24 protein-coding genes and 1 pseudogene are annotated in these 26,334 nt (G+C 60.4%); 10 read left to right on the plus strand and 15 right to left on the minus strand.

All coding sequences use genetic code 11. The features are described from left to right. The 6 genes and pseudogenes from relA to ACIPLA_RS25395 form a co-directional block, all read right to left on the minus strand. A partial coding sequence (gene relA / locus ACIPLA_RS25370) for a GTP diphosphokinase (protein WP_401176934.1) occupies nt 1–1,997 on the minus strand: 1,997 nt, incomplete at its 3' end. Between the two features lie 128 nt (nt 1,998–2,125). After that, nucleotides 2,126–3,478 (minus strand): 23S rRNA (uracil(1939)-C(5))-methyltransferase RlmD, encoded by a 1,353-nt coding sequence (rlmD, locus tag ACIPLA_RS25375; RefSeq protein WP_401176937.1) that lies wholly within the window; start codon nt 3,476–3,478, stop codon nt 2,126–2,128. Further along, a complete protein-coding gene (cysM, locus tag ACIPLA_RS25380; protein WP_007899067.1) occupies nt 3,478–4,380 on the minus strand; it encodes a cysteine synthase CysM in 903 nt (300 codons plus the stop codon). Before cysM ends, rlmD begins: the two co-directional genes overlap by 1 nt. A gap of 107 nt (nt 4,381–4,487) precedes the next feature. Then, nucleotides 4,488–5,460 (minus strand): annotated as a pseudogene (locus ACIPLA_RS25385) (YhcG family protein). 183 nt (nt 5,461–5,643) lie between these two features. Then, the gene (locus tag ACIPLA_RS25390; protein WP_401176940.1) at nt 5,644–7,074 is read right to left on the minus strand and encodes a histidine kinase sensor domain-containing protein; all 1,431 of its coding nucleotides are present in this window, start codon (nt 7,072–7,074) and stop codon (nt 5,644–5,646) included. Beyond that, a complete protein-coding gene (locus tag ACIPLA_RS25395) occupies nt 7,061–7,783 on the minus strand; it encodes a response regulator transcription factor (protein ID WP_192345645.1) in 723 nt (240 codons plus the stop codon). Before ACIPLA_RS25395 ends, ACIPLA_RS25390 begins: the two co-directional genes overlap by 14 nt. Before the next feature lie 215 nt (nt 7,784–7,998). Between ACIPLA_RS25395 and ACIPLA_RS25400 the strand changes: the two genes are divergently transcribed. Both ACIPLA_RS25400 and ACIPLA_RS25405 read left to right on the plus strand, forming a co-directional pair. Then, a complete protein-coding gene (locus tag ACIPLA_RS25400) occupies nt 7,999–10,749 on the plus strand; it encodes a response regulator (protein WP_123495892.1) in 2,751 nt (916 codons plus the stop codon). A gap of 210 nt (nt 10,750–10,959) precedes the next feature. Next, entirely contained in the window at nt 10,960–11,949 is a 990-nt protein-coding gene (locus ACIPLA_RS25405; protein ID WP_401176944.1) for a 2-hydroxyacid dehydrogenase, read from the plus strand. A gap of 5 nt (nt 11,950–11,954) precedes the next feature. Here ACIPLA_RS25405 and ACIPLA_RS25410 read toward each other — a convergent pair whose 3' ends face one another. Next, nucleotides 11,955–12,341, minus strand: coding sequence for a hypothetical protein (locus tag ACIPLA_RS25410; protein WP_401176947.1), 387 nt, complete (start codon nt 12,339–12,341; stop codon nt 11,955–11,957). A 134-nt stretch (nt 12,342–12,475) separates the two neighbouring features. Here ACIPLA_RS25410 and ACIPLA_RS25415 point away from each other — a divergent pair, with 134 nt between their 5' ends. Beyond that, nucleotides 12,476–12,910, plus strand: coding sequence for a hypothetical protein (locus tag ACIPLA_RS25415; RefSeq protein WP_007899088.1), 435 nt, complete (start codon nt 12,476–12,478; stop codon nt 12,908–12,910). Beyond that, complete coding sequence (locus tag ACIPLA_RS25420; RefSeq protein WP_008074973.1) at nt 12,910–13,314, plus strand: META domain-containing protein; 405 nt, start codon at nt 12,910–12,912, stop codon at nt 13,312–13,314. The genes ACIPLA_RS25415 and ACIPLA_RS25420 overlap by 1 nt, the downstream gene beginning before the upstream one ends. Nucleotides 13,315–13,441: 127 nt before the next feature. Here the strand turns inward: ACIPLA_RS25420 and ACIPLA_RS25425 are convergent, their stop codons facing one another. Beyond that, nucleotides 13,442–13,909, minus strand: a complete 468-nt coding sequence (locus tag ACIPLA_RS25425) for a TlpA family protein disulfide reductase (protein ID WP_401176951.1) — start codon at nt 13,907–13,909, stop codon at nt 13,442–13,444. A 114-nt stretch (nt 13,910–14,023) separates the two neighbouring features. On the opposite strand from ACIPLA_RS25425, the gene arsC reads away from it, so the two are divergent. The 3 genes from arsC to ACIPLA_RS25440 are packed head-to-tail and all read left to right on the plus strand — an operon-like array spanning nt 14,024 to nt 15,397. After that, nucleotides 14,024–14,377, plus strand: a complete 354-nt coding sequence (gene arsC / locus ACIPLA_RS25430; RefSeq protein ID WP_192345641.1) for an arsenate reductase (glutaredoxin) — start codon at nt 14,024–14,026, stop codon at nt 14,375–14,377. Then, nucleotides 14,374–14,970, plus strand: a complete 597-nt coding sequence (wrbA, locus tag ACIPLA_RS25435) for an NAD(P)H:quinone oxidoreductase (RefSeq protein WP_008011647.1) — start codon at nt 14,374–14,376, stop codon at nt 14,968–14,970. Before arsC ends, wrbA begins: the two co-directional genes overlap by 4 nt. 1 nt (nt 14,971) lies before the next feature. Then, entirely contained in the window at nt 14,972–15,397 is a 426-nt protein-coding gene (locus ACIPLA_RS25440) for a DUF2069 domain-containing protein (RefSeq protein ID WP_192345640.1), read from the plus strand. Between the two features lie 91 nt (nt 15,398–15,488). On the opposite strand, the gene ACIPLA_RS25445 is transcribed toward ACIPLA_RS25440, so the two are convergent. Together ACIPLA_RS25445 and ttcA are read right to left on the minus strand one after the other, a co-directional pair. Next, nucleotides 15,489–16,163, minus strand: a complete 675-nt coding sequence (locus ACIPLA_RS25445) for a DNA-3-methyladenine glycosylase I (protein ID WP_063342855.1) — start codon at nt 16,161–16,163, stop codon at nt 15,489–15,491. Between the two features lie 128 nt (nt 16,164–16,291). After that, a complete protein-coding gene (ttcA, locus tag ACIPLA_RS25450) occupies nt 16,292–17,116 on the minus strand; it encodes a tRNA 2-thiocytidine(32) synthetase TtcA (RefSeq protein ID WP_218394125.1) in 825 nt (274 codons plus the stop codon). A 419-nt stretch (nt 17,117–17,535) separates the two neighbouring features. Here ttcA and ACIPLA_RS25455 point away from each other — a divergent pair, with 419 nt between their 5' ends. Beyond that, nucleotides 17,536–18,138, plus strand: a complete 603-nt coding sequence (locus tag ACIPLA_RS25455) for a Yip1 family protein (RefSeq protein WP_017340184.1) — start codon at nt 17,536–17,538, stop codon at nt 18,136–18,138. 193 nt (nt 18,139–18,331) lie between these two features. Then, on the plus strand, nt 18,332–18,826 hold the full coding sequence (locus ACIPLA_RS25460; protein WP_192345638.1) for a SprT family zinc-dependent metalloprotease: 495 nt from the start codon (nt 18,332–18,334) through the stop codon (nt 18,824–18,826). A gap of 120 nt (nt 18,827–18,946) precedes the next feature. Here ACIPLA_RS25460 and ACIPLA_RS25465 read toward each other — a convergent pair whose 3' ends face one another. Next, nucleotides 18,947–20,128, minus strand: a complete 1,182-nt coding sequence (locus ACIPLA_RS25465) for a CaiB/BaiF CoA transferase family protein (protein WP_401176957.1) — start codon at nt 20,126–20,128, stop codon at nt 18,947–18,949. Between the two features lie 145 nt (nt 20,129–20,273). Further along, nucleotides 20,274–21,608, minus strand: a complete 1,335-nt coding sequence (locus ACIPLA_RS25470; protein ID WP_401176960.1) for a dicarboxylate/amino acid:cation symporter — start codon at nt 21,606–21,608, stop codon at nt 20,274–20,276. A gap of 340 nt (nt 21,609–21,948) precedes the next feature. Here ACIPLA_RS25470 and ACIPLA_RS25475 point away from each other — a divergent pair, with 340 nt between their 5' ends. Beyond that, a complete protein-coding gene (locus ACIPLA_RS25475; RefSeq protein ID WP_218394121.1) occupies nt 21,949–22,962 on the plus strand; it encodes an AraC family transcriptional regulator in 1,014 nt (337 codons plus the stop codon). A 317-nt stretch (nt 22,963–23,279) separates the two neighbouring features. On the opposite strand, the gene ACIPLA_RS25480 is transcribed toward ACIPLA_RS25475, so the two are convergent. The 3 genes from ACIPLA_RS25480 to ACIPLA_RS25490 all read right to left on the minus strand — a co-directional run bounded on the left by ACIPLA_RS25480 (nt 23,280) and on the right by ACIPLA_RS25490 (nt 26,188). Beyond that, on the minus strand, nt 23,280–23,639 hold the full coding sequence (locus ACIPLA_RS25480) for a DUF6124 family protein (protein ID WP_063342851.1): 360 nt from the start codon (nt 23,637–23,639) through the stop codon (nt 23,280–23,282). A 528-nt stretch (nt 23,640–24,167) separates the two neighbouring features. Beyond that, complete coding sequence (locus ACIPLA_RS25485) at nt 24,168–25,514, minus strand: ATP-binding protein (protein WP_401176964.1); 1,347 nt, start codon at nt 25,512–25,514, stop codon at nt 24,168–24,170. Then, nucleotides 25,511–26,188, minus strand: coding sequence for a response regulator (locus tag ACIPLA_RS25490; protein ID WP_007899104.1), 678 nt, complete (start codon nt 26,186–26,188; stop codon nt 25,511–25,513). Before ACIPLA_RS25490 ends, ACIPLA_RS25485 begins: the two co-directional genes overlap by 4 nt. Nucleotides 26,189–26,334 lie beyond the last annotated feature (146 nt).

Consider the following 26,334-nt stretch of genomic DNA (forward strand, 5'->3'; position numbering starts at 1 on the left):
CGCACCGGCACCGGGCCCCCGCTGACCTGGATGACCCGCTCCGGCTCGCGCCCGGCCAGTTGCAGCACCGAGGCGCAGTCCTGACGGTGAATGCTCACGCCACGGCCCTGAGTGATGTAACCGACGATCGCATCCCCCGGCAGCGGCTGGCAGCAGCCGGCCATCTGGGTCATCAGGTTGCCTACGCCCTGGATCTGAATGTCGCCACGCTTGCCCGGTTTGTAGCCGGTGGCTTTGCGCGGGATCAGTTCCAGCTGTTCGTTGCCGCGTTCCGGCTCGACCAGTTGCTGCGCCAGATTCACCAATTGCGCCAGGCGCAAATCGCCTGCGCCCAATGCAGCGAACATGTCCTCGGCGGTCTTCATGTTGGCCTTCTCGGCCAGCTTGTCGAAGTCCACCTGCGGCAGACCGAGGCGATTGAGTTCGCGCTCGAGCAAGGTTTTACCGGCCGCGACGTTCTGATCGCGGGCCTGCAATTTGAACCAGTGAACGATCTTCGCCCGCGCCCGCGAGGTGGTGATGTAACCCAGGTTCGGGTTCAGCCAGTCGCGGCTCGGCGTGCCGTGCTTACTGGTGATGATCTCGACCTGTTCACCGGTTTGCAGGCTGTAGTTGAGCGGTACGATCCGCCCGTTGATCTTGGCGCCGCGGCAGTTGTGACCGATTTCGGTGTGTACGCGGTAGGCGAAGTCCAGCGGTGTCGCGCCCTTCGGCAAGTCGATGGCGTGACCGTCCGGGGTGAAGATATAGACCCGGTCCGGTTCGATATCGACCCGCAGTTGTTCGGCAAGGCCACCAATATCACCCAGCTCTTCGTGCCACTCGAGCACCTGACGCAGCCAGGAGATTTTCTCTTCATAGTGGTTCGAGCCGGACTTGACGTCGGTGCCCTTGTACTTCCAGTGCGCGCAAACCCCCAACTCGGCTTCTTCGTGCATGGCATGGGTGCGGATCTGCACTTCCAGCACTTTGCCTTCAGGGCCGATCACCGCAGTGTGCAGCGAGCGGTAGCCGTTCTCTTTCGGGTTGGCGATGTAGTCGTCGAACTCTTTCGGGATGTGCCGCCACAGGGTGTGGACGATGCCGAGCGCGGTATAGCAGTCGCGCATTTCCGGCACCAGCACGCGAACCGCGCGCACGTCGTAGATCTGGCTGAACTCCAGACCCTTGCGCTGCATTTTGCGCCAGATCGAATAGATGTGTTTGGCCCGACCGCTGATGTCCGCATCGACGCCGGTGGCCTGCAACTCTTCTTTGAGTTGGGTCATCACGTCGGCGATAAAGCGCTCGCGATCCAGCCGTCGCTCGTGGAGCAACTTGGCGATCTGCTTGTACTGGTCAGGCTCAAGATAGCGGAAGGACAAGTCCTCCAGCTCCCACTTGATGTGACCGATACCGAGGCGGTGGGCGAGCGGCGCGTAAATGTCGAACACTTCACGGGCCACGCGGTTGCGCTTCTCGTCGTCGGCGGTTTTCACCGCACGGATCGCGCAGGTGCGTTCGGCCAGTTTGATCAGCGCGACGCGCACGTCGTCGACCATGGCCACGAGCATTTTGCGCAGGTTTTCGACCTGGCCTTGAGTGCCCAGCACCATGGATTGACGGGGGCTCAGGCTGGCGCTGATCGCCGCCATGCGCAACACGCCGTCGATGAGTTTGGCGACCACCGGACCGAAGCGTTGGCTGACCGCCGGCAACTGGATCTGGCCTTCGCGCACACCGCGGTAAAGCACGGCTGCGACCAACGAATCCTGGTCGAGTTTGAGGTCGGCGAGAATCTCGGCGATCTCAAGGCCCGTGCGGAAACTCGAGGTCCCTTCGGACCACAGATTCTTCGCCGCATTGGCTTGTTGTTCGGCCTCGCGAGCGAACTCGCAGGCTTCCTTCAAGGCTTCGCGATCCAGTGCCAGATCGACACTGACCGCATGATCGAGCCAAGCCTCGAGGTTGATACTGCCGTCAGTATTGATCGGCTGGTGTGCTCTCACCTGTACCATCTTGCTTTACCTTCCCTACGACGCAGATTCAATGCGTCAAATCGCTGACCTTCGCTGCCCGTGTGCACTCGCGGGGCTAAGACGAATGCGCTTTGCACGAGCGGGTCAGTCGGACCAGACGAGCCGTCCTAGCTCGCTTCAAATAACGCCATGGCCTCGACATGTGCCGTCTGAGGAAACATATCGAGAATCCCGGCACGTTTTAACCGGTAGCCCTGCTTGATCAATTCGACCGTGTCGCGCGCCAGCGTTGCAGGGTTGCACGACACATACACCAATCGTTTGGCGCCCAGGGACGCCAGCTTGCGCACCACCTCAAAAGCACCGTCGCGAGGTGGGTCCAAGAGTACCGCACAAAAGCCTTCATCGGCCCATTCGGCATCGGCCAAAGGCTGGGATAAATCGGCCTGAAAAAACTTCGCGTTATGCAGATTATTGCTGACAGCATTCGCGGCGGCACGCTCGACCATCGCCTGCACGCCCTCCACCGCCACCACTTCGCGAACGGTTTTGGCCAGCGGTAAAGCAAAGTTGCCCAACCCACAAAACAGGTCCAGAACCCGCTCATCAGGTTTCGGTGCCAACCACGCCAACGCCTGGGCCACCATCGCTTCGTTGACCCCGGCGTTGACCTGGATGAAATCTCCCGGCCGATACGCCAGGTTCAAGTCCCACTGCTCAAGGCGATAGCCCAGCGACTGATCGGCCTCGACCGGTTGCGGCTCGCCGTCGCCATGCAGCCACAACTGGGCTTCATGGAACGCGCAGAAGTCCTTGAGGATGGTCATGTCGGCTTCGGACAACGGCGCCATGTGCCGCAGCAATACCGCCAATGACGAACCGCTGAACAACTCCACATGCCCCAGCGACTGAGGTTTGCTCAAGCGCCGCAGCATCTCCGGCAAGCGGGTCATGATCGGTTGCAAGGGCTGTACCAGCACCGGGCATTCGTTGATGGCGACAATGTCCTGACTGCCGGCAGCACGGAAGCCGACTTCGAGTTTTTTCGCTTTCATGTCCCAACGCACCGCCACTCGGGCGCGACGACGGTAGCCGAATTCCGGACCGCTCAACGGCGCTGCCCACTCTTCAGGTTCGACACCGGCAACCCGCGACAATTGCTCGGCGAGCATGCGCTGTTTCAGGGCGAGCTGTTCGTTGTGGGGCAAATGCTGCACGCTGCAACCGCCGCAGCGTGCGGCATGAGCGCACGGTGCCGGGCGGCGCAATTCACTGGCCTGGAACACGCGTTCGGTGCGCGCCTCGACCACTTTGCCGTGGGCACCCAAGACCCGCGCCTCGACGTCTTCACCGGCCAATGCGCCGATGACGAACCAGGTGCGACCTTCGAAAAACGCGATACCGCGACCGTCATTGGCCAGGCGCTCAATCGTCAAGCGCTGCTTTTTGCCGGTCGGGACTTGCGGGGCCTTGCTGCCGCCTGTGGGCTGGAAGCGCAGGCCTCTCTCTTGCCTGGCCATCAGTTGGGCGCGTCGAAAATGCCGGTCGACAAGTAACGGTCGCCACGGTCGCAGATGATCGCGACGATCACCGCGTTTTCAACTTCTTTGGACAGGCGCAGCATCGCCGCCACGGCACCGCCCGAAGACACACCGCAAAAGATGCCTTCTTCGCGTGCCAGACGACGGGTCACGTCTTCGGCTTCGCTTTGCGCCATGTCGACGATCCGGTCCACGCGCTCGGCCTGGTAGATCTTCGGCAGGTATTCCTGCGGCCAGCGACGGATGCCCGGAATCGCCGAACCTTCCATCGGTTGCAGCCCGATGATCTGCACGTTGTCGTTCTGCTCTTTCAAGTAGCGCGAAACGCCCATGATGGTGCCGGTGGTGCCCATCGAGCTGACGAAATGAGTGATGGTACCTTCGGTCTGACGCCAGATTTCCGGACCGGTGGTGGTGTAGTGCGCCTCGGGGTTGTCACCGTTGGCGAACTGATCCAGCACCTTGCCGCGGCCTTCGGCTTCCATTCGCTGGGCGAGGTCGCGAGCGCCTTCCATGCCTTCTTCCTGGCTGACCAGAATAAGCTCGGCGCCATAAGCCGTCATGGCGGCTTTACGCTCGGCGCTGGAGTTGTCCGGCATGATCAGGATCATCTTGTAACCCTTGATCGCCGCAGCCATGGCCAAGGCAATCCCGGTGTTGCCCGATGTTGCTTCGATCAGCGTATCGCCGGCGTGGATCTGCCCGCGCAATTCGGCACGGGTGATCATCGACAGCGCCGGACGGTCCTTGACCGAACCCGCCGGGTTATTCCCTTCGAGCTTGAGCAAAAGGGTATTGCTGGTGGCGCCAGGCAGGCGCTGCAAACGGACCAGCGGAGTGTTGCCGACGCAATCGGCGATGGTTGGGTACTGCAAGGTCATGGCGTATTCGCAATCCAGACTGCGGGGGCGCCTATCATACCGGCAAACGTGCGCAGGCCATATCACGCAAAGTAAGGGGCTTATGGCGAATGGGAATAAGAGGAAGATTACCCGCTCTTCTCCTGCTCAAAATCCAGCGCATAAAACTCATGCAATTTAGCCTGCAACAACTGCTTGTCCGGCAGGCGAGTCTGGTATTCGGCAATTAACGCTGGCGACAGGCTACGGTTAAGGGCGTACTCGACCACCTCGTCATCCTTGCTGGCACAAAGCAACACACCAATGGCAGGATTTTCGTGGGGTTTGCGCTCATTGCGATCCAGCGCTTCCAGATAGAAATCCAGCTTGCCCAAATACTCCGGCTCAAACCGACCGACCTTGAGCTCAATGGCTACCAGACAGTTGAGCCCACGGTGGAAGAACAGCAGATCCAGGGCGAAATCACGCCCGCCGACTTGCAGCGGGTATTGGGAGCCGACAAAGCAGAAGTCACGACCCAGTTCGATCAGAAATTCCTTGAGACGCGCCAGCAGCCCCTTATGCAGATCGGTTTCGGCATGGCCGCCGGGCAGGTCGAGAAACTCGACCATGTAGGCATCGCGGAAAATCTCAAGCGCCGCAGGGTGAGTATGTCTTAGCACTGCGGAGGTTTTTGCCGGTTGGGTCACGCTACGCTCGAATAGTGCAGTTTTGAACTGACGCTCCAACTCGCGCTTCGACCACTTCTCCTGAACCGCCATTCGTAGATAAAACTCCCGCTCTTCCGGGAGTTTGCCCTGACTGAAGATGACCAGATTATGGGTCCAGGGTATTTGTCTCACCAGTGGTGAGACTTTCTCGTCCCCCCGGTAAGTCTCGTAGAACTGACGCATGCGGAACAGATTGGGGCGAGTAAAACCGCGCAACCCAGGTTGAGACGTGGCCAGATGCTCAGCCAGTTGGCTGACCACAGAATCGCCCCACCTGCCAATACAGCTCAATCAGCTGAGTATTCACCGCCTGCATGGCTTGCTGTTTGGCACTTTGAATCAACGCAAGCACTTCATTGAAACGGTTGTCGGGGACGCTGGATGCATTCATGCCGAACTCCTTGAGGACGAGGAAAAACGCGAGTCTATTCCGTCGAATCAGGCATAAGGTGTCGGCAATACCCTTTAGGAAAGGTCGTACATATAAACGGGAACGCTCCGGCATGATCAGTGCGGTGGTGGCTGGGAGGGCCTCTTCGCGAGCAAGCCCGCTCCCACATTTGATCGGGGTTGATCACATATTGTTTGCCTGGCACATTTCCAATGTGGGAGCGGGCTTGCTCGCGAAAGCGGTCTGACAAACACCACCATCATCAGCTACTAAACGCATATTCAGCCGCAACCCTGCCCCAGCATTCTCCGCCCACAAACGCCCGCCCTGGCGCTGCACCGCATTCCTCGCAATGCTCAACCCCAACCCGAACCCACCATCCCCCGGTCGCGATCCATCAAGCCGGATGAACGGCGAGAAGATCCGTTCAAGATCCTCGTCCGCCACTCCACCGCCCTCGTCCTCCAGCCACAGGTGCCAGAAGTCGCCATCGCGCCGACCAGCGAGCGTCACGACACCGCCCGCAGGTGAATGACGAATGGCGTTGCGCAGTATGTTTTCCAGCGCTTGGGCCAGGGTATTGAGATGGCCGCGCACCCAGCAGGATGCATCCACGGCACAGTGCAACTGACCCGCCGGCCAGCCACTTTCATAGCAGGCGTTTTCCGTGAGCATTTCCCACAAGGCCTGGACCTGGATCGCTTCATCGAGCAACGGCGCGCGCTCGGTGTCGAGCCAGGCGAGTTGCAGGGCGTCCTCGACCAGACGTTGCATGCCGTCGACTTCCCGGCCAATGCGTTCGCGCAATTGCCCCAGGTCTTGCTCGCTTTCGCTGGCCACCCGCAGCCGGCTCAGTGGCGTACGCAATTCGTGGGACAGGTCGCGCAGCAATTGTTGTTGCAGAGCCACCGTGCTTTGCAGGCGCTCGGCCATGTGATCGAAGGCCCTGCCCAGTTCACCCAATTCATCCGAGCGGTTGGTGGTGCGGCTCGATAAACGCACAGTCAGTTGGTCGGCGCGCCAGGCGTTGGCCTGCTCGCGCAGGCTGTTCAGCGGGACGACCAGCAATCGATACAGCCCCACGCACAGCAGCAGCGTGAACAGCCCGGGAATCACCCCATTGGTGATCACCCGCCAAAACACCCGGTAGCGTCCTGGCATAAAACGCTGAGGCAACTCGATCACCAGGCTGCCGGCAGACGGGTCATTGGGAAACGGGATCTTCAGCCACGGCAGGCCCTGGTGGCGCCGACTCACCGGCCAATCCAGACCGCGCAAAAAGGTCAGGCGCTGGATTTCCTGATGGGTCAGCGGGTAGTTGCTCAGGGATTGCAAGTCGCCACCGATGACACCGACCCAAGTCGACTCGCGCTCGCCGACACGCTGCAACCAGGCATCAATGCCTGCACTCTGCTGTTCGTTCCACGCCCGCTCCGCCTCGGCGGCGTAGCGCGTCAGGGTGCCCCGGGCTTCGTCGGACAGGAACAGGTTTTTCTTTTCCATGTAGCGGCCCCAGGACCAGCTCAACCAGATCATCAGCAGACAGAACGCTACCAACAGGCAAGCCAGTTTCCAGAACAGTGAATGCTTGCCCGGCACGTCAGACCATTTCATCGGCCGCACTCAATACATACCCCTTGCCCCAGACAGTACGCACTTCACGCTCGGTGTAACCGATGGCCTTGAGCTTGCGGCGAATCTGGCTGATGTGCATGTCGAGGCTGCGGTCATGGGGCGCATAACCGCGCTGCAGTACCTGCTGATAAAGGAACGCCTTGCTCAGTACTTCATCACCGTTGCGATTCAATGTATCCAGCAACCGATATTCGCTGCGAGTCAGGCCGGCCGCGTGTTCGCCCAAAAAGACCTCGCACCGTTCATCGTCGAAATGCAGGTTGTCCATCGCAGGGGCAATCGATGCCGGCGCTGGCCGCCGATCGAGCGCCACCCGCCGCAGGATCGCCTCGATGCGTACCCGCAGCTCGGCCATGCTGAAAGGTTTGGGCAGGTAATCGTCGGCACCGAGGCGAAAGCCACTGATGCGATCCGCCTCCGCCCCCAGCGCCGACATCAGCACCACTGGTGTTGAGTGGCTCTGGCGCAGTTGGGTCAGCACCGCCAGGCCATCCAGCCCCGGCAACAGAATATCCATCAACACCACATCGAAGGCTTGCCGGCGCGCAATGGCCAACCCTTCCTGGCCGTTCTGACACCAGGTCACCTGAAATCCACAGCGCCCCAGATGCTCATGGACATAAGCACCGAGCACCAGATCGTCTTCGATGGAGAGGACGCGGGGGGGAACAACGGAGATGGGAGTCATGAGTATCTGCAAATAATTCTCAGTTGCCGATTATTCAAGATCGCCTCACCAGGGGCAACCCATGGTTTGCCCCCCAAGACCAAAGCGCGGAACTGGCCGACGAATGACGACATCAATTTTACGAGGATTGCCCGCATGCAAATCGCTACACTGCGCAGGTGGCGCGTGCCGGACGCATGTGCAGGTCAATAAACAGCTGGATGCGGGAGAGATGCGTGCTCAAGAAACTGGGAATTAAAGGCCGCGTGCTGTTGCTGACCCTGTTACCGACCACCCTGATGGCGCTGGTTCTGGGCGGCTATTTCACCTGGATGCAGCAATCGGACCTGCAATCGCAACTCATGCAGCGCGGCGAAATGATTGCCGAACAGCTGGCACCGCTGGTGGCCCCGGCCATGGGTCGCAAAGACAACGACCTGCTGGAACGCATCGCCACCCAGTTCCTGGAACAAACCGACGTGCGCGCGGTGACTTTCCTCGCCCCCGACCGCACTCAGCTGGCCCATGCCGGCCCGACCATGCTCAATTCGGCGCCTTTGGGCAACGGTTCACAGCTGCTGCGCCGCAGTGGCAATGACGCCACGCGTTACCTGCTGCCAGTGTTCGGCAAGCACCGCAACCTGGCCGGCGACCTGATCCCCGATGAAGCCGACCGTCTGCTGGGCTGGGTCGAACTCGAGCTGTCGCACAGTGGCATGTTGCTGCGCGGTTACCGCAGTCTGTTTGCCAGCCTGCTGCTGATCGGCGGAGGCCTGGTCGGTGCGGCGCTGTTGGCGTTGCGCATGGGCCGGACCATCAACCGGCCATTGAGCCAGATTAAACAAGCCGTGGCACAGCTCAAGGACGGTCACCTGGAAACCCGCCTGCCGCCCCTCGGCAGCCAGGAGCTGGATGAACTGGCGTCCGGCATCAACCGAATGGCCGGAACCCTGCAGAACGCTCAGGAAGAATTGCAAAACAGCGTCGACCAAGCCACCGAAGACGTGCGTCAGAACCTGGAAACCATCGAAATCCAGAACATCGAGCTGGACCTTGCGCGCAAGGAAGCCCTGGAGGCGAGCCGGATCAAGTCCGAGTTCCTGGCCAACATGAGCCATGAAATCCGCACGCCGCTCAACGGCATTCTCGGCTTCACCCATTTGCTGCAAAAAAGTGAATTGACCCCGCGCCAGCTCGATTACCTGGGCACCATCGAAAAATCCGCGGACAGCCTGCTGGGGATCATCAACGAGATTCTCGACTTCTCGAAAATCGAGGCCGGAAAACTGGTGCTCGACCATATTCCGTTCAACCTGCGCGACCTGCTGCAAGACACCTTGACCATCCTCGCCCCCGCCGCCCATGCCAAAGAGCTTGAGCTGGTGAGCCTGGTTTATCGCGATACACCGCTGTCGCTGGTGGGCGATCCGCTGCGACTCAAGCAGATTCTCACCAACCTTGTGAGCAACGCGATCAAGTTCACCCGCGAAGGCACCATCGTCGCCCGAGCCATGCTCGAAGAAGAGTATGAAGACAGCGTGCAATTGCGCATCAGCATTCAGGACACCGGCATTGGCCTGTCGAACCAGGACGTGCGCGCCTTGTTCCAGGCCTTCAGCCAGGCCGATAACTCGCTGTCCCGGCAACCTGGCGGCACCGGCCTGGGGCTGGTGATTTCCAAACGGCTGATCGAACAGATGGGTGGTGAGATCGGCGTCGACAGCACACCAGGCGAAGGCTCGGAATTCTGGATCAGCCTGAGCCTGCCCAAAACCCGCGACGACGCCGAGGACCTGCCCGGCCCACCCTTGCTCGGACAGCGGGTGGCGGTTCTGGAAAACCATGAGCTGGCCCGTCAGGCCTTGCAGCATCAACTGGAAGACTGCGGCCTGGCAGTCACGCCGTTCAACACCCTCGAAAGCCTGGCCAATGGCGTGACCGGTGCCCATCAGACCGATCAGGCCATCGGCCTGGCAGTGCTCGGCATCACCAGCAACGACATGCCGCCGGAGCGCCTCAACCAGCATATCTGGGACCTCGAACACCTGGGCTGCCGAGTGTTGGTGCTGTGCCCGACCACCGAACTGACGCTGTTCCACCTCTCGGTGCCCAACCCCCACAGCCAGCTGCAGTCCAAACCGGCCTGCACGCGCAAACTGCGTCGGGCCCTGTCCGATATGGTCAACCCTCGCCAGCAGCGCAGCGACCCCGGCGAGCCGCTTTCGAGTCGCGCACCGAAGGTCCTTTGCGTCGATGACAACCCGGCCAATCTGCTGCTGGTGCAAACCCTGCTCGAAGACATGGGCGCCAAGGTGCTCGCGGTGGAAAGCGGTTACGCCGCGGTCAAGGCCGTACAGAACGAGACCTTTGACCTGGTGCTGATGGACGTCCAGATGCCCGGCATGGATGGCCGCCAAAGCACCGAAGCCATTCGTCAGTGGGAAAGTGAACGGCATTGCACACCACTGCCGATCGTCGCCCTCACCGCCCACGCGATGGCCAACGAAAAACGCGCATTGCTGCAAAGCGGCATGGATGACTACCTGACCAAACCCATCAGCGAACGGCAACTGGCGCAGGTGGTGTTGAAATGGACCGGTCTGGCGTTGCGCAATCTGGGGCCGGAGCGCTCCAGCGAAAGCAACAACGATAATGACTTGCAGGTGCTTGATCACGACGAAGGCCTACGCTTGGCGGCGGGCAAGGCCGATCTGGCGGCGGACATGCTGGCAATGCTGCTGGCCTCGCTGGAGGCCGACCGCGAGGCCATCCGCGTCGCTCGTGAAGCCAATGACCAGAACGCGCTGATTGAGCGAGTCCATCGCCTGCATGGAGCGACCCGTTATTGCGGCGTCCCGCAATTGCGCGCCGCCTGCCAGCGCAGTGAAACCCTGCTCAAGCAACAGGACCCGAAAGCCCCCGGCGCGCTGGAAGAACTCGAACGAGCCATCAATCGCCTGGCGGCCCATGCGCGTATCAATGCCTGATGCAGCGCAATAACACGGAGTGCCTGGAAGGCTAAGCTCAAATACATTCTGTGTAGCAGCTGCCGAAGGCTGAGTCCGGCGGCGAAGCCGTCGTTAAATCAGGCACCGCAATCGTTCAGGTAAACCGCGGATGCAGGTTTTACGACGGCTTCGCCGCCGAACGCAGGCTTCGCCAGCTGCTACAGGATTTGAGACTTCCAGGAGGACAGCATGCGCACGATTCTTTTCAGCAGCCAGACCTACGACCGCGACAGTTTTCTGAGCGCAGACCTGCCCGCCGGCATCGAGCTGTATTTCCAGCCAGCGCGACTGAGCCTCGACACGGCGGCGCTAGCCGAGCATCACGAAGTGGTTTGTGCCTTCATCAATGATGACCTCAGTGCTCCGGTTCTCGAACGCCTGGCCGCGGGTGGCACACACCTGATCGCCCTGCGCTCGGCCGGTTACAACCATGTCGATCTGGCGGTAGCGAAGCGCCTGGGGTTGGCGATTGTGCGGGTTCCGGCCTACTCGCCTCACGCGGTGGCCGAACACGCGGTGGCGCTGATTCTGGCGCTCAACCGCCGACTGAACCGTGCCTACAACCGTACCCGCGAGGGCGATTTCAGCTTGCACGGGCTGACCGGTTTCGATCTCGTGGGCAAAACCGTCGGCGTAGTCGGCACCGGGCAGATCGGCGCGACCTTCGCGAAAATCATGAACGGCTTCGGCTGCCAGTTGCTGGCCTGTGATCCTTACCCGAACCCGCAGGTCGAAGCGCTCGGCGCGCGCTACCTCAGCTTGCCGCAACTGCTGGCCGAGTCGCAGATCATCAGCCTGCATTGCCCGCTCAATGAACAGAGCAAACACTTGATCAACAGCGAATCACTGGCGCACATGCAGCCCGGTGCAATGCTGATCAATACCGGGCGTGGCGGTCTGGTCGACACCCCGGCGCTGATCGACGCGTTGAAGGACGGCCAACTGGGCTATCTGGGGCTGGATGTTTATGAAGAGGAGGCGCAGCTGTTCTTCGAGGATCGCTCCGACTTGCCGCTGCAGGACGATGTGCTGGCGCGCCTGCTGACCTTTCCAAATGTAATCATCACCGCGCACCAAGCCTTCCTCACGCGCGAAGCCCTGGGCGCGATTGCCGCAACCACCCTGCAGAACATCGCGGCCTGGGCGGCCGGTTCGCCACAGAATCAGGTCGAGAGCTGATCGGCTCAGGCCTTGGACAAAAGGATCATCAGGGCCAGCCAGCCGAAGCCCAGCAAGCGCTGCCCCAACGAATGCCCGCGACGCAGCAGGAACCAGACAAAAAACGGCGGCAGTAAGAAAATCATCAGTTTCAGCCAGAGCTCCACCGGACGCGGCCCGCCGGATACCACTGCCGGGATCTCTGCCTCGACTTCGGCTTTACGTTTGCGCCCGAAAGCGGCCGGGGTCACCCTGGGTACGTTCTCATTGGTCGGTAAGCGCCCGAAAGAAAGAGGCGCCTGCGTTGCCGTCGATGTAGCCGCTTCTGCCACCGCAGGTGCACCGCAATGAATACAAGCAGGCGCCGTGGAGCTGATGCGTTGCTTGCACTCAAAACATTCGATCAACGCCATTTCCATTCCTTAGAGATGCAAAAGCGGCATTGTGCCATGACTCGGCAGGTCATTTGAACCAGATCGAAGGTTACATGCCCGCGCCATGCTGCGTTCATGCCCGTGCTAGCATATCGCGCATATTTGGAGGACCCATGGTCGAACACGATTTTCGCTATAGCCTGATGAACCCGCAACACACCCTCACCGAATGCCGCGCCCTTGTGCCGGGGCGTTATCAAGTCACCGGCAACGGCGGCTCGATTCGTAATAACGACGTGCTGGTAGTGACCCTTAAAGGCAGCAAGGACTTGTCCATGCGCCTGACCGTCGAAACGGTTCGCCACTTGATCAACCCGCCGGGCCAATGGGTCGCGGTGGCCAGTGGTCCGGTGTTCGGCGAATTGGCGATCCACACCTGGAAGGTCAACTGCGACAGCTGCGCCAAAGAGCTGAGCTTTGAATTCGCGGTCGACGCCAAACTGGGCAACAAGGCGGAAAAACCGGCGGCCACTGCACGGATTGCCGAGTTGGGCTGGGCCACCGTTGCCGACAAGCACCTGTGCAAGAAGTGCCAGGAGCCTGCGTGATGAAACGCCTTGCTCTGACCGCCATGGCTGGCGCCAGCCTGTTGGGCTGCGCCGCCGAGCCGGTGCAATTGCAACACAACCGCAGCTACATTCTGGAATGGATCGGCGAGCGTCCGCTGATGGACTACAGCCATCTGACCATCACCCTCGATGAAGATGGTCGGGCCTATGGCAATGGCGGCTGCAACCACTGGTTCGCGCCGTATACCCTGCAAGGCGACAAGCTGAGCTTCGGCAAGATCGGCAGCACCCGCAAAATGTGTGCGCCAGCGTTGATGGAGCAGGAAAAACGCTTCCTGCAGGCGCTGGAAAACGTCCAGCGCTGGGACGTTTCACCGATCGACCAGATGCGCTTCTGGCCGGCGCAAGGCAAACCGTTGCGTTGGTGGCTTGAAGAGGGTTGATCCTCTCGCTCCGATCGTTCCCACGCAGGGCGTGGGAACGATCAGTGAATTGCTTTTCGTAGGAGCCAGGCTTGCCGGCGAAGGCGCTCCAAAGTACGCCTTCGCCGGCAAGCCTGGCTCCTACAGATCAATTTTTAGCCTGCAACCCCTCAAGCTTCGCCATCACCCCTGCCGCCGTCTGCTCCCCCATCAACTGTTCCCGCACCTTGCCCTTGTCATCGATGATGTAAGTCACCGGCAACGCTTCACTGCGCGGTAATTCGAAAAGATCGGCCGGGTCCTGGGCCAGCACGGTGAAGGCGATCCCCAGTTTCTCGCTGGCACTTTTCAGCTCTTCGCCCTGCACATTGTCGAAGTTGACCCCGAACACACCGATCTTCTTGCCCTTGAGCTGTTCGGCCAGCACGTTCAACTCGGGAATCTCGGTACGGCACGGGCCACACCATTCGGCCCAGTAATTGAGCACCAGCCATTGTTTATCCAGACGTTCGGCGGCGACTTTGTGGCCGTTTTGGTCGGTACCATAGTCATTGCCGCAGCCCCCCAACAATAACGCCCCCATGATCGCCAATGCCGCTGCCAGTCGCCTTGTCATGTCTCGATCCTTGTCAAAAATGGAATGCACCTGCGACCCATCGCCTCCCAAGGTTCTGGATTACGCGCCGCCCAGTTAGAATAGCCGCCACCTTACGCAAGATGCGACCCGCACATGACCGATCTGACGCTTTATCACAACCCGCGCTGCTCGAAATCCCGCGGTGCGCTCGAACTGCTTGAAGCCCGTGGCCTGGCCCCGACCGTGGTCCGCTACCTGGAAACCCCGCTGGACGCCGCGCAAATCCAGAGCCTGCTGAGCAAGCTTGGTATCAGCGCCCGGCAATTGCTGCGCACCGGCGAGGACGAGTATAAAACCCTCAACCTGGCCGACAGCACCCTCGGCGAGGCGCAATTGATCGCTGCTATCGCCGCGCACCCGAAACTCATGGAGCGGCCGATTCTCGAAGTCGGCGACAAAGCCATCATCGGCCGCCCGCCGGAGAATGTACTGGAGTTGCTGCCGTGAGTGCCCCGTACATTCTGGTGCTGTATTACAGCCGCAGCGGTTCGACCAATGAAATGGCCCGGCAGATTGCCCGTGGTGTCGAGCAGTCCGGTATGGAAGCGCGCCTGCGCACCGTGCCGGCGATTTCCACCGAATGCGAAGCTGTGTCGCCGGACATTCCCGACGAAGGCGCGCTGTACGCCAGCCTCGACGATTTGAAGAACTGCGCCGGCCTGGCCCTCGGCAGCCCGACCCGCTTCGGCAACATGGCCGCACCGTTGAAGTACTTTCTCGATGGCACCAGCAATCTGTGGCTGACCGGCGCCCTGGTGGGCAAACCGGCCGGGGTCTTCACCTCCACCGCGAGCCTGCACGGCGGCCAGGAAACCACGCTGCTGTCGATGATGTTGCCATTGCTGCACCACGGCATGCTGATCACCGGCCTGCCTTACAGCGAGTCGGCGCTGCTGGAAACCCGCGGTGGCGGCACGCCTTACGGCGCCAGCCATCACGCCGGGGCCGATGGCAAAAGCGGTTTGAATGAACACGAAGTTGCGCTGTGCCGCGCCTTGGGCCTGCGGTTGGCGAAGACTGCGCAAAAGTTGGTGAGTTGAAATGGCCAAAAAGCCGAAGATTCTGCCTTCCATCGAATGGCTCGAACCGCGAGTACGGGCGATGCGCGTCATCAGCCTGCTGTGCTTTTTCGGCCTGGTGGGACTGCTCTGCGCCTACTACCTGATATTCGCCGACCTGCATGGCGCGCGGCCGTGGGTGATTCTGCTGATCGAACTGGTGCCACTGCTGTTGCTGGCGCCGGGGATGATCGTTGGCAGCGCCCGCGGGCATTCGTGGATGTGTTTTGTGGTGAACCTGTATTTCATGAAGGGCGCATTGGCCGCGTATGACCCGAACCGCCAGCTGTTCGGTTTACTGGAGATGGGCGCGAGCCTGGCGGTGTTCTGCTCGGCAATGTTGTATGTGCGGTGGCGGTTTCAGTTGAACCGCAAGTTGGCGGGTGAAGGCGAGACCAGCGTCGCCTGAACTGACGCCTTCGCGGGCAAGCCTCGCTCCTACAAGGGCACCACCATTCCCCGTAGGAGCGAGGCTTGCCCGCGAAGGCCGCGACTCGGTCTCAATGATTCACTGTGTAAGCCAGCATCATCGAAATCTGGCTCATCGGCCGCCCTCCGCTCTCTTCGTGCCACTGGTTGAACGCATTTTGCACCGTGGCCATGTCCCGCAGGCTGGTTGGCACCTTGTCGACGATCTTCTGCGCACTCAGCGCTGCCACCACGTCGTAGCTCGGCACGAACGTGTCCTTACCGACCATGCGCAAGAATCGCGGTGCCGATAACCCGCCCAACTGATGCCCGTGTTTTTTCAGGTAGGTCCACAAGCCGACAATATCGGTCACCGGCCATTCGGCGATCAACGCGCCAAAACTGCCCTTCTCATGGGCCACGTCCAGAATGAACTGTGCATTGCGCGGCACGCTCTTGAGCTTGCCCAGGTGGCGGATGATCCGCGCGTCCTGCATCAGGCGTTCCAGGTGTTCGGCGCTCATCAGCACGACTTTTTCCGGGTCGAACTTGAAGAACACTTCTTCGAACGCCGGCCACTTGGCGTCCACCAGGCTGTGCTTGAGCCCGGCGCGGAATACCCGCAACGCCATGGTCGAGAGGTAGCGGTCGTCACTGATTTTGCGCAATTGCGCCGGGGTCTTGGGAACGGGCAGATGGGCTTCCAGTTCAGCCGCCGAACCGAAGCGGTTCAGACAGTATTCGTGCAGCCACTTGTAATCGCGCATGCCCTCTCCTACGGATTGAAACAGAAAACCTGTGGGAGCGGGCTTGCTCGCGAATGCGTAGTGTCAGTCAACAATAATGTCGGCTGACACTACGCATTCGCGAGCAAGCCCGCTCCCACACAATTTGTTCAGAGGTTTACTACGTTGACGAACCGCGAAGCCGCGGTTTCATCGATGCGCAGGTTGGTGAAGTCGAACAGGTTGCGGTCCGCCAGTTGCGACGGGATCACGTTCTGCAAGCTGCGGAAAATGCTTTCGGTACGGCCCGGGGTCTTGCGTTCCCACTCCTGCAGCATCTCTTTAACCACCTGGCGTTGCAGGTTTTCCTGGGAGCCGCAGAGGTTGCACGGGATGATCGGGAATTGCTTGAAGTCCGAGTAGGCCTGAATGTCTTTTTCGTTGCAGTAGGCCAGCGGCCGGATCACCACGTTGCGCCCGTCATCGGCGCGCAGCTTCGGCGGCATGGCCTTGAGCGAGCCGTTGAAGAACATGTTGAGGAAGAACGTCTCGACGATGTCGTCGCGGTGGTGACCGAGGGCCATTTTGGTCGCGCCGATTTCATCGGCAAAGGTGTAGAGCGTGCCGCGACGCAGGCGCGAGCACAGCGAGCAGGTGGTCTTTCCCTCAGGAATAAGCTCCTTGACCACCGAATAAGTGTCTTTCTCGACGATGTGGTACTCGATGCCCAGATCCTTGAGGTAAGCCGGCAGCACGTGCTCGGGAAAGCCTGGCTGCTTCTGGTCCATGTTCACGGCCACGATCTCGAACTTGATCGGGGCGACCTTCTGCAAATGCATCAGCACGTCGAGCATGGTGTAGCTGTCTTTGCCACCGGACAGGCAGACCATGACCTTGTCGCCGTCTTCAATCATGTTGAAATCGGCGACAGCCTCACCCGCCTGGCGGCGAAGGCGCTTTTGCAGTTTGTTCTGGTTGACCGTAAGAGTGCCCATGACGCGAAATCCGTGAGGTGTGACGAAAGGCCGGCATTTTACGCAAAAACCCTTTCGGGGCGAAGCCTGCACTTATATGACTTGAGCATACCCCTGTGGCGAGGGAGCTTGCTCCCGCTCGGCTGCGCAGCAGTCGCAAAACCTGCCGACACGGTTTGCCTGACACAACATCAGGGCCGCTTCGCGCCCCAGCGGGAGCAAGCTCCCTCGCCACAGGTTTCATTCGGCACAGACCTGACGGCGATTAACAATAGTGTTTACAGCGCGATTTGCTCTAAGCCCCTCGCACTATTACCGGTAACTCCTTTCTATACTGCGGCATAAGGTCGCACACGTATTCAGACCTGTACTTACCTGGCCACTTTGGCCCGTAAGCGCTCCGCTGGGGGGCGATGGCAACAACAAGAGGAGTGACTGGCATGATCCATCACGTAGTGGGGCTCTTCACCCACCCTGACCAGGAATGGAAAGAAATCCGTGGCGACCAGGAGGAAAGCATCAGCCACATGTACCTCACGCACACCCTGATTCTGGCGGCGATCCCTGCCGTGTCGGCGTTTATCGGCACCACGCAGGTCGGCTGGGTCATTGGTAATCGGGCGCCGGTGATGCTGACCACGGAAAGCGCGCTGTGGATGACCATCATGTCGTACCTGGCGATGCTCGGCGGTGTCGCGGTGATGGGCGCGTTCATCCACTGGATGGCTCGCACCTATGACGCCAACCCGAGCCTGGCACGCTGTGTCGCGTTCGCCACCTACACCGCGACACCGCTATTTATCGGCGGTCTGGCGGCGCTGTACCCACACATGTGGCTGGGAATGATCGTCGGCACCGCCGCCATCTGCTACACGGTGTACCTGCTGTATGTGGGCCTGCCAACCTTCATGAACATTCCGTCAGACGAGGGATTCCTGTTTTCAAGCTCGGTGCTCGCCGTAGGACTGGTGGTGCTGGTAGCCATCATGGCGTTCACCGTGATTGTCTGGGGCCTGGGCGTGGGCCCCGTCTATACCAACTGACAACCGACCGCCCACATAACAATCAAGATATGCCAATACAAGGCCGCCGCAAGGCGGCCTTCTAATGCTCAGCATAAAGAGCTCCGGGATAGAGGGCTCGACGATAGGAAGCGGCGACGACCATTCGGCGCCTCGACGATTCGCAAGCCCCGAAGGTTGCGGCATACTCGACGCCTCTGGAGATCCATCAAGCATGCCCGAGCAACTCAATACCCGCGTCGAAGACTGTTTCCAACAAGCCGAATCCTTTTTCAAACGACCTTTCAAACGCCCCGTGGTGAGCCTCAAGCTGCGCGGGCAAAAAGCCGGTGTCGCGCATTTGCACGAGAACCTGCTGCGTTTCAATCCGCAGCTGTACCGGGAAAACACCGAAGACTTCCTCAAGCAGACGGTGGCGCATGAAGTCGCGCACCTGATCGCCCATCAACTGTTCGGCGACCGCATCCAGCCTCATGGCGAAGAGTGGCAACTGATCATGCGCGGTGTTTACGAACTGCCGCCCAATCGCTGCCACACCTACGACGTCAAACGCCGTAGCGTGACCCGCTACATCTACAAATGCCCGTGCCCCGACAGCGACTTCCCGTTTTCGGCGCAGCGACATGGTTTGGTGAGACAGGGGCGGCGGTATTTGTGCAGGCGCTGCCGCAGCACCTTGGAGTTTAGTGGCGAGATGCGGGTCGAGTAGCAGGATTTGTGGTGTTTGGGCCGGCCTCTTCGCGAGCAAGCCCGCTCCCACACTGGGCCTGCGTCGCGCCGAAGATCAAATGTGGGAGCGGGCTTGCTCGCGAAGGCGTCCTTACAATCACTACACAACCACCCTGGCACGCCGCAATTCCTCGATCCGCTCAACACTGAACCCCAACTCCCCCAACACCTGATCGGTATGCGCTCCCAGCGTCGCGCCAATATGCCGAGGCTCAGGCAAGCCATCCGAAAACTTCAACGGGCAAGCCATCTGCGCCTGAGTCGAACCATTGCCCCTTGGCACCTCCGTCACCAATTCCCGCGCTTTCAACTGCGGATGCCGCACCGCTTCGCCCAGGCTTAATACCGGCTCGACGCACGCATCGACCCCGGCGAACAGCTCACACAACTGGGCAAAGTCGTATTTTTCGAATTCAATTTTCAACGCCTCCTTGAGCGCCTGTTGCCGGGCCGGCTCGGGTGACAGCCCTTGGGCCGCCAGTTCCGGCCGGCCCAGCGCCGCGCAGAGTTGCTGCATGAACGCCGGCTCCAGACTGCCCACCGACAACCAGCGTCCATCGCGCGAACGGTAGTAATCGTAGAAGCTGCCACCATTGAGCATCTGCTCTTCCCTGCCCGGCTCCACGCCACAGGCCAGGTACCCGGCACCGGCCATGGCATTCAGGCTGAAGGCGCAGTCGGTCATGCTCACATCCAGATACTGCCCCTGCCCGGTCTGCTGTCGCGCGATCACCGCCGCCAGCAGGCCGATCACCCCATGCAGCGAGCCGCCCGCGACATCCGCCACCTGCATGCCCAACGGCACCGGGCCGCTGTCGGCGCGACCGGTGTAGCTCGAAAGCCCCGCCAGCGCCAGGTAGTTGATGTCGTGGCCGGCGCGATCTTTGTAGGGGCCAGTCTGGCCATACCCGGTGATCGACACATAAATCAGCTTCGGGTTGATCGCTTTCAGGGCTTCATACCCCAAACCGAGCCGGTCCATCACGCCGGGACGAAACTGCTCCAGCACGATGTCGTGGTCCTGCAGCAATTGCTTGATCACCTCCAGCGCCTCGGGCTGCTTGAGGTCCAGCGCCAGGCTGCGCTTGTTGCGATTGAGGTAGGCGTGGCTGGCCGAGACGCCTTGATCATGCGGCGGCAGCACCCGCAGCAGGTCCATGCGGGTCGGCGATTCGATGCGCAGCACCTCGGCGCCCATGTCTGCCAGCAGCAACGAGGCGAACGGCCCCGGCAGCAGTGTCGAGAAATCCAGAACCTTGAGTGATGCCAGTGGACCGAGCATAAGTGTTCTCCAGTGCAATCCCCCAAGCCTAGGCAGCCGAGGACATTGCAGCAATCACCTTATGTGTCAGCGGCGGTGACCGTTGTGCTCAAATCGCAGGTAAGAAAAAACCCGCCGAAGCGGGTTTTTCATGCAGCCAAAGTACTTACTTGACGCTGGCTGGGGTTGGGCCTTCAGCCACACCCAGGTCGTCTACTTCACGCTCGTCGGAGATACCGCGACCGCCGGAAGCCAGCTCGACTTGCAGCTTGTCTTCGTCCAGCTCTTTCACCCACTTGGCGACCACGAGGGTGGCCACGGCGTTACCCACAAGGTTGGTCAGCGCACGGGCTTCGGACATGAAGCGGTCAATACCGAGGATCAGCGCCAGGCCGGCCACCGGCAGAGTACCCACGGCCGACAGAGTGGCTGCCAGCACGATGAAGCCACTACCAGTCACACCCGCCGCACCTTTGGAGGACAACAGCAGCACCAGCAGCAAGGTGATCTGGTGAGTCAGGTCCATTGGGGTGTCAGTCGCCTGAGCGATGAACACAGCCGCCATGGTCAGGTAGATCGACGTACCGTCGAGGTTGAACGAGTAGCCAGTCGGGATCACCAGACCCACAACCGATTTCTGCGCACCCAGGCGTTCCATCTTGATCAGCATGCGTGGCAGCGCGGATTCCGAAGAGGAAGTGCCCAGCACGATCAGCAGTTCTTCACGGATGTAGCGAATCAGTTTGATGACGCTGAAACCGTGCGCGCGGCAGATGGCGCCCAATACAAAGACTACGAACAGAATGCAGGTGATGTAGAAGCAGATCATCAGCTGACCGAGTTGCACCAGCGAACCGACACCGTAGGCACCGATGGTGAAAGCCATCGCACCGAACGCGCCGACTGGAGCGAGCTTCATGATCATGTTGATGATGTTGAACATCACGTGAGCAAAGCGATCGATGAAGTCCAGCACCGGTTTGCCGTAGGCACCCAGGCGATGCAGGGCGAAACCGAAGATCACCGAGAACATCAGCACTTGCAGGATGTCGCCGTTGGCGAAGGCGCCGACGATGGTGTTCGGGATCACGTTGAGGACGAAAGCAATGATGCTCTGGTCTTTACCGGCCGAGATGAAGCCAGCGATTTTGCTGGTGTCCAGGGTCGTCACGTCGATGTGCATGCCGGCGCCCGGTTGCACGACGTTGACCACGACCAGACCGATCAGCAAGGCAATGGTGGAGACGATTTCGAAGTACAGCAGCGCATAGCCGCCGGTCTTGCCGACCGATTTCATGTTCTGCATGCCGGCGATGCCGCTGACAACAGTACAGAAGATGATCGGCGCGATGACCATTTTGATCAGTTTGATGAACCCGTCACCCAGCGGCTTGAGGGCTACACCTGTCTGCGGGTAGAAGTGACCGAGCAGGATGCCGATAGCGATGGCAACGATCACCTGGAAGTACAGGGATTTATACAGTGGCTGACGAGTCGTCATTGCAAAGTTCCTCAAGAGTGCCTCAGTAGCAACATCCATCTGTTGCCCCTGACACCTCAATTGCGAACCCTCCTGCACTGGAGGGATTTGTTTTGTCGAGCTGCACGCCGGCAGACCTCTGCGGCTTGTATCGCAAGCGCCGTGCCACCTTCGAAAAAAACCCCGCCAGCCTTGTGACATCAAGGGTTACAGGTTTTTTTGGGTCACTAACCCGTCACAACGATGTGGCGGATTTCCGCCCATCAGCCAAACCTCGTCCTGCAATTTGGCGGATATCCGCCTTGTTCATTCTCGACAGGCACCGCTACCATCCATTGCTCAGTGGACGGACCTGCCCCTTATGCGCGAACGCACCATCGCCAGCCATTTCGCCCGCGCCGCCCTCGGTGGCGCGCGTCGGCGTGGCTACGACTATTGGAGTCTGTTGCAGCAACTGGGGATCAGCCCCGAGCTGCTCGAGGAGCCGCGCGCCCGAATCGCGCCCGAGCAGTTCGCTCGATTGATCCAGGGGCTGTGGCTGGCCCTGGACGACGAATACTTGGGCTTCGGGCAAGCGCCGAGCAAACCCGGCAGCTTCGCGATGATGTGCCATGCGGTGATCCACTGCCGCACGCTGGAGAAAGCACTCAATCGCGGTTTATTGTTTTACAGCCTGTTCCCCGGCGCGCCGCGTCTGACGCTGAGCCACGAAGGCGACAGGGTTCGCCTGAGCCTGGACGATTCGTCGCTGTGGGATCCGGACCACTTTCTCAGCGAAAGCCTGTTGGTGATCTGGCATCGGTTCGGCAGTTGGCTGATCGGCCAGCGCATTCGTCTGGAGCAGGCCACGTTCAGTTACCCGAGGCCCGAACACGGGGCCGAATACGACTTGCTGTTTTCCTGCCCGCTGAGCTTTTCCACCGTAAAGAGCACGACGGCGCAAAGCAGTCTGCTGTTTCACAGTCGCTACCTGAACATGCCGCTGTTGCAGGACGAACGAACCCTCAAGCACTTTCTCGAGCGCTCCCCCGCCGACCTGCTATCGCGCCCCGACGAAGGCGACAGCCTGAGCAGCCAGTTGCGGCGCTTGCTCAGCCGCGACAGCGCGCGCTGGCCAGACCTGGAAGCCGTGGCCGCGCACCTGCATATCAGCCCGCAAACCTTGCGGCGGCATTTGCGCGAAGAAGGCACGAGTTTTCAGGAATTGAAGGACCAGTTGCGGCGGGACATTGCGATTTATCACCTGGGGCGTGCGGATCTGTCGTTGCAACAGATTGCCGAGCAGTTGGGGTTTTCCGAGCCGTCGGCGTTTCACCGGGCGTTCAAGAAGTGGACCGGCCTTACGCCTGGGGCTTATCGAGCTCAGGAGAATTGAGTTCTAGCGCTGTTTTTTGGGTGTATTCACTGGCCTCTTCGCGAGCAAGCCCGCTCCCACAGGGGATCTGCTGCGAACACATCATTTGTGAACGCCAGCAATCCAATGTGGGAGCGGGCTTGCTCGCGAAGAGGCCCGAAAAAACACCGCAAAACTGTGCAGCCAGCCAAGCTGTTGTGGCGAGGGAGCTTGCTCCCGCTGGGCTGCGAAGCGGCCGCAAATCCGGCAGTCACGGTTTTTCAGATGCACCGCACGCTCAGGTTTTGCGACTGCTGCGCAGCCGAGCGGGAGCAAGCTCCCTCGCCACAGGTTCTTCGCTAACCTCGCGGATCAAAGTTATCCAGCACCCGGTTCACGGCCAGCTCCCCGAGCATGACCACGGATTGAATCCCCAACATCATGTTGCGATGTGGCATGTCCATCAACCCGGCGAACTCACTGAGCATCATGCTCGCTGACGCCAGGGATTCGCAGGCGTTGACCAGCAGGGTTTCGTTATCGACCTCGGCGCCGACATGGTAAATGGTGCTGGGTTTGCGCTTGGTGTCTTTGGGAATGTCCGGTTTGAGGTAGTAATCGAGGGCGCGATCGGCGGCTTCGTTGAGTTTTTTCGAATCGAGGGATTCGTAGGGGGATGTCGGATCGGTTTCCGGTGGGTTGGGTGTAGGTTTGAACATGGCGAAACTCCGTGGTTGATTGAGCCGCCACGACCTATCGCTAAACAAGTAAAGGTGGCGGCTGTACGCAGGTTAGCGATCCGGGTCACAGAAACCCCGGGTAGACCTCGAAGGTCTCCCACGCACAGCCACCATTACGCGAATTGCAGGCACTAAAAACTGCAATCAGAACTTGGGTGCTTTTGCGTCTGTGTATGGGGTCGGATCGCTAAACCCGATCGCTGATTCGTCAGCGACCCGCAAACGATAGAACCCACGCCCCAGGCGCACAAGCCGGCGGATTCTGGCGTAGTCGTAGGCAGCGGCGCAAGGATGTGTAGCCTGGGAGAGTATCTGAAAGTGTCGTTTAAACAGTGCTTGTTTATCAGTCTGACACCGAGACTTGTGGTGGCTGTACCGGCCTCTTCGCGAGCAAGCCCGCTCCCACAGTTGATTTGTGTCGGACACAAATAATGTGTTCACAGACGATCCAATGTGGGAGCGGGCTTGCTCGCGAAGGGGCCCGAGAGAACACCCTCCAACTTCCAGTCACACCACCGGAAAATGAACCCGGAACGCCGCCCCGCCCATTGGCGAATCCCCCAGCGTCAGCTTGGCGCTGTAGCTTTCGATGATGTCCTTGACCACCGCCAACCCGATCCCCTGCCCCGGATGCTGGCGATCCAGCCGTTCGCCCCGCTGCAGAATCCGCGCACGCTGGTCCGGTGGCACGCCGGGGCCGTCGTCTTCGACGCACAACTCAATCCCGCTGAGGGTTTCGCGCACGCTGATGCGCACTTCGCCGAGGCACAGGCGATAGGCGTTTTCCAGCAGGTTGCCCATCATTTCCAGCAAGGCGCCCTGCTCGATCGGCACGTAACACTGCTCCGGCAGATCGAAAGCGACCTGCACCTGTTTGTCGCGGTAGACCTTGTCCAGGGTGTCGCAAAGGCTTTGCAACACCGGGCGCAGGCGCACTTGGTGACGCACCAGGCCGCTTTTGCGCAGGCTGGCACGTTGCAACTGATAGCCGATCTGCTGGCTCATGCGTTCGATCTGGGTTTGCAGCACCCAGGCCTGCTCGCGCTCTTGCGGCTTTTGCGCCATGTCTTCGCTGACCCCTTGCAACACGGTCAACGGGGTTTTCAGGCTGTGGGCCAGGTCGTCGAGGGAATCGCGATAACGGCTGCGCTGTTCGCGTTCGCTGTGCAACAAGCGGTTGAGCGAGCCGGTCAGGCGCAGCAATTCACGCGGGTGTTGTTCGCTGAGGCTTTCCCGGGTGCCGCTTTCGATCTGGTCCAGCTCCTGGCTCAGCCGGCGCAACGCCTGCAAGCCCCAGGTCAGGCCGATCCACAGCAAGGCGAGCAACACCAGCAAGGCTGCGCCAAAGCCCAGATAGAGGTTTTCCCGCAGGCCTTCGAGGGTGATTTCGTATTCACGCACCGGTTGCAACGCGACAATGCTGAACGCCGCGCTCTGGCCGCCCAGCAGCTTGACCTCGACGTCATAGACGAAGAACTCTTCACCATTGGCTTCGCGAATCCTTGCGAACTCATTACCGCGTCCGTCGTAACGCGGTTTGTAGTTGATCTTCTCTTCCTGGGTAGCTTTCGAGCGCCAGACCAGATGACCTTCGCGGTCATAGATGTAGCCGAGCAAACGGCTGTCGGTGAGGTTGAAGCGCTCGTCGGGCAGCTGCGCCGGCATCTGCAAACGGTTGTTATCCACGCGGGCAGCAGAGATCAGCGTGGTGACGTCCGACGCCAGGCGCTGCTCGATGGAATCCTGCAACGCCAGGCTGAACGCGCCCTGCATCGCCGGCAGCAATGCCAGCATGAACAACACCGCCAGGAGGGTGGCGGCGAGCATCAAACGGACGCGAAGGGAACGAATCAAGTGCAGCGCTCATTGAACAGGTAACCAAGGCCACGCACGGTATCGATCGGCTTGAAGCCGGCCGGGCCTTCGAGTTTGCGGCGCAAGCGACCGACCAGCACTTCGATCACATTCGGATCGCGCTCGCCGTCATCCGGATAGAGCTGCTCCATCAAGCGGTCCTTGGCCACCACTTGCTGGTGATGGCGCATCAGGTATTCGAGGATCCGGTACTCGTAGGCGGTCAGCGCCAGCGGTTGTTCGTCGAGGGAGGCCTGTTTGCGATTGAGGTCCAGCAGCAAGGGGCCAGCGACGATGGTCGACTGGGTGAAACCGCTGGAGCGGCGCAGCAAGGCATTGAGCCGGGCGTCCAGCTCTTCGAACTGGAAGGGCTTGACCACGTAATCGTCGGCACCGGCGGCGAGGCCTTCGACTTTGTCCTGCCAGTTGCCGCGCGCGGTGAGGATCAGGATCGGAAAGGTTTTGCCCCGGGAGCGCAATTGACGAATCAGATCGAGCCCGCCCATGCCCGGCAGACCGAGGTCGATCACCGCCAGGTCATGGTTGAACTGCTCGGCCTGGTACAACGCTTCCTCGGCGTTGGCCACGGACTCGACCACGTGGCCGCTATCCGTCAGGCGGGTTTGCAGGTGATGGCGCAATAGCGCTTCATCTTCGACGACCAGCAATTTCATAACGCTCTCCTGGGCAAATCAACATCTCCAAAGACATAACGCCGCGGAACATGTGGGAGCGGGGGGGGGGGCGGGGGGGGGGGGGGGGGGGGGGGAAACGGGGGGGGGGGCCCCCCGGGGGCGCGCCCGCCCCCCCCCCCCCCGGG

The organism is Pseudomonas sp. NPDC086112 (assembly GCF_044746425.1).
Classification (GTDB): Bacteria; Pseudomonadota; Gammaproteobacteria; order Pseudomonadales; family Pseudomonadaceae; genus Aquipseudomonas.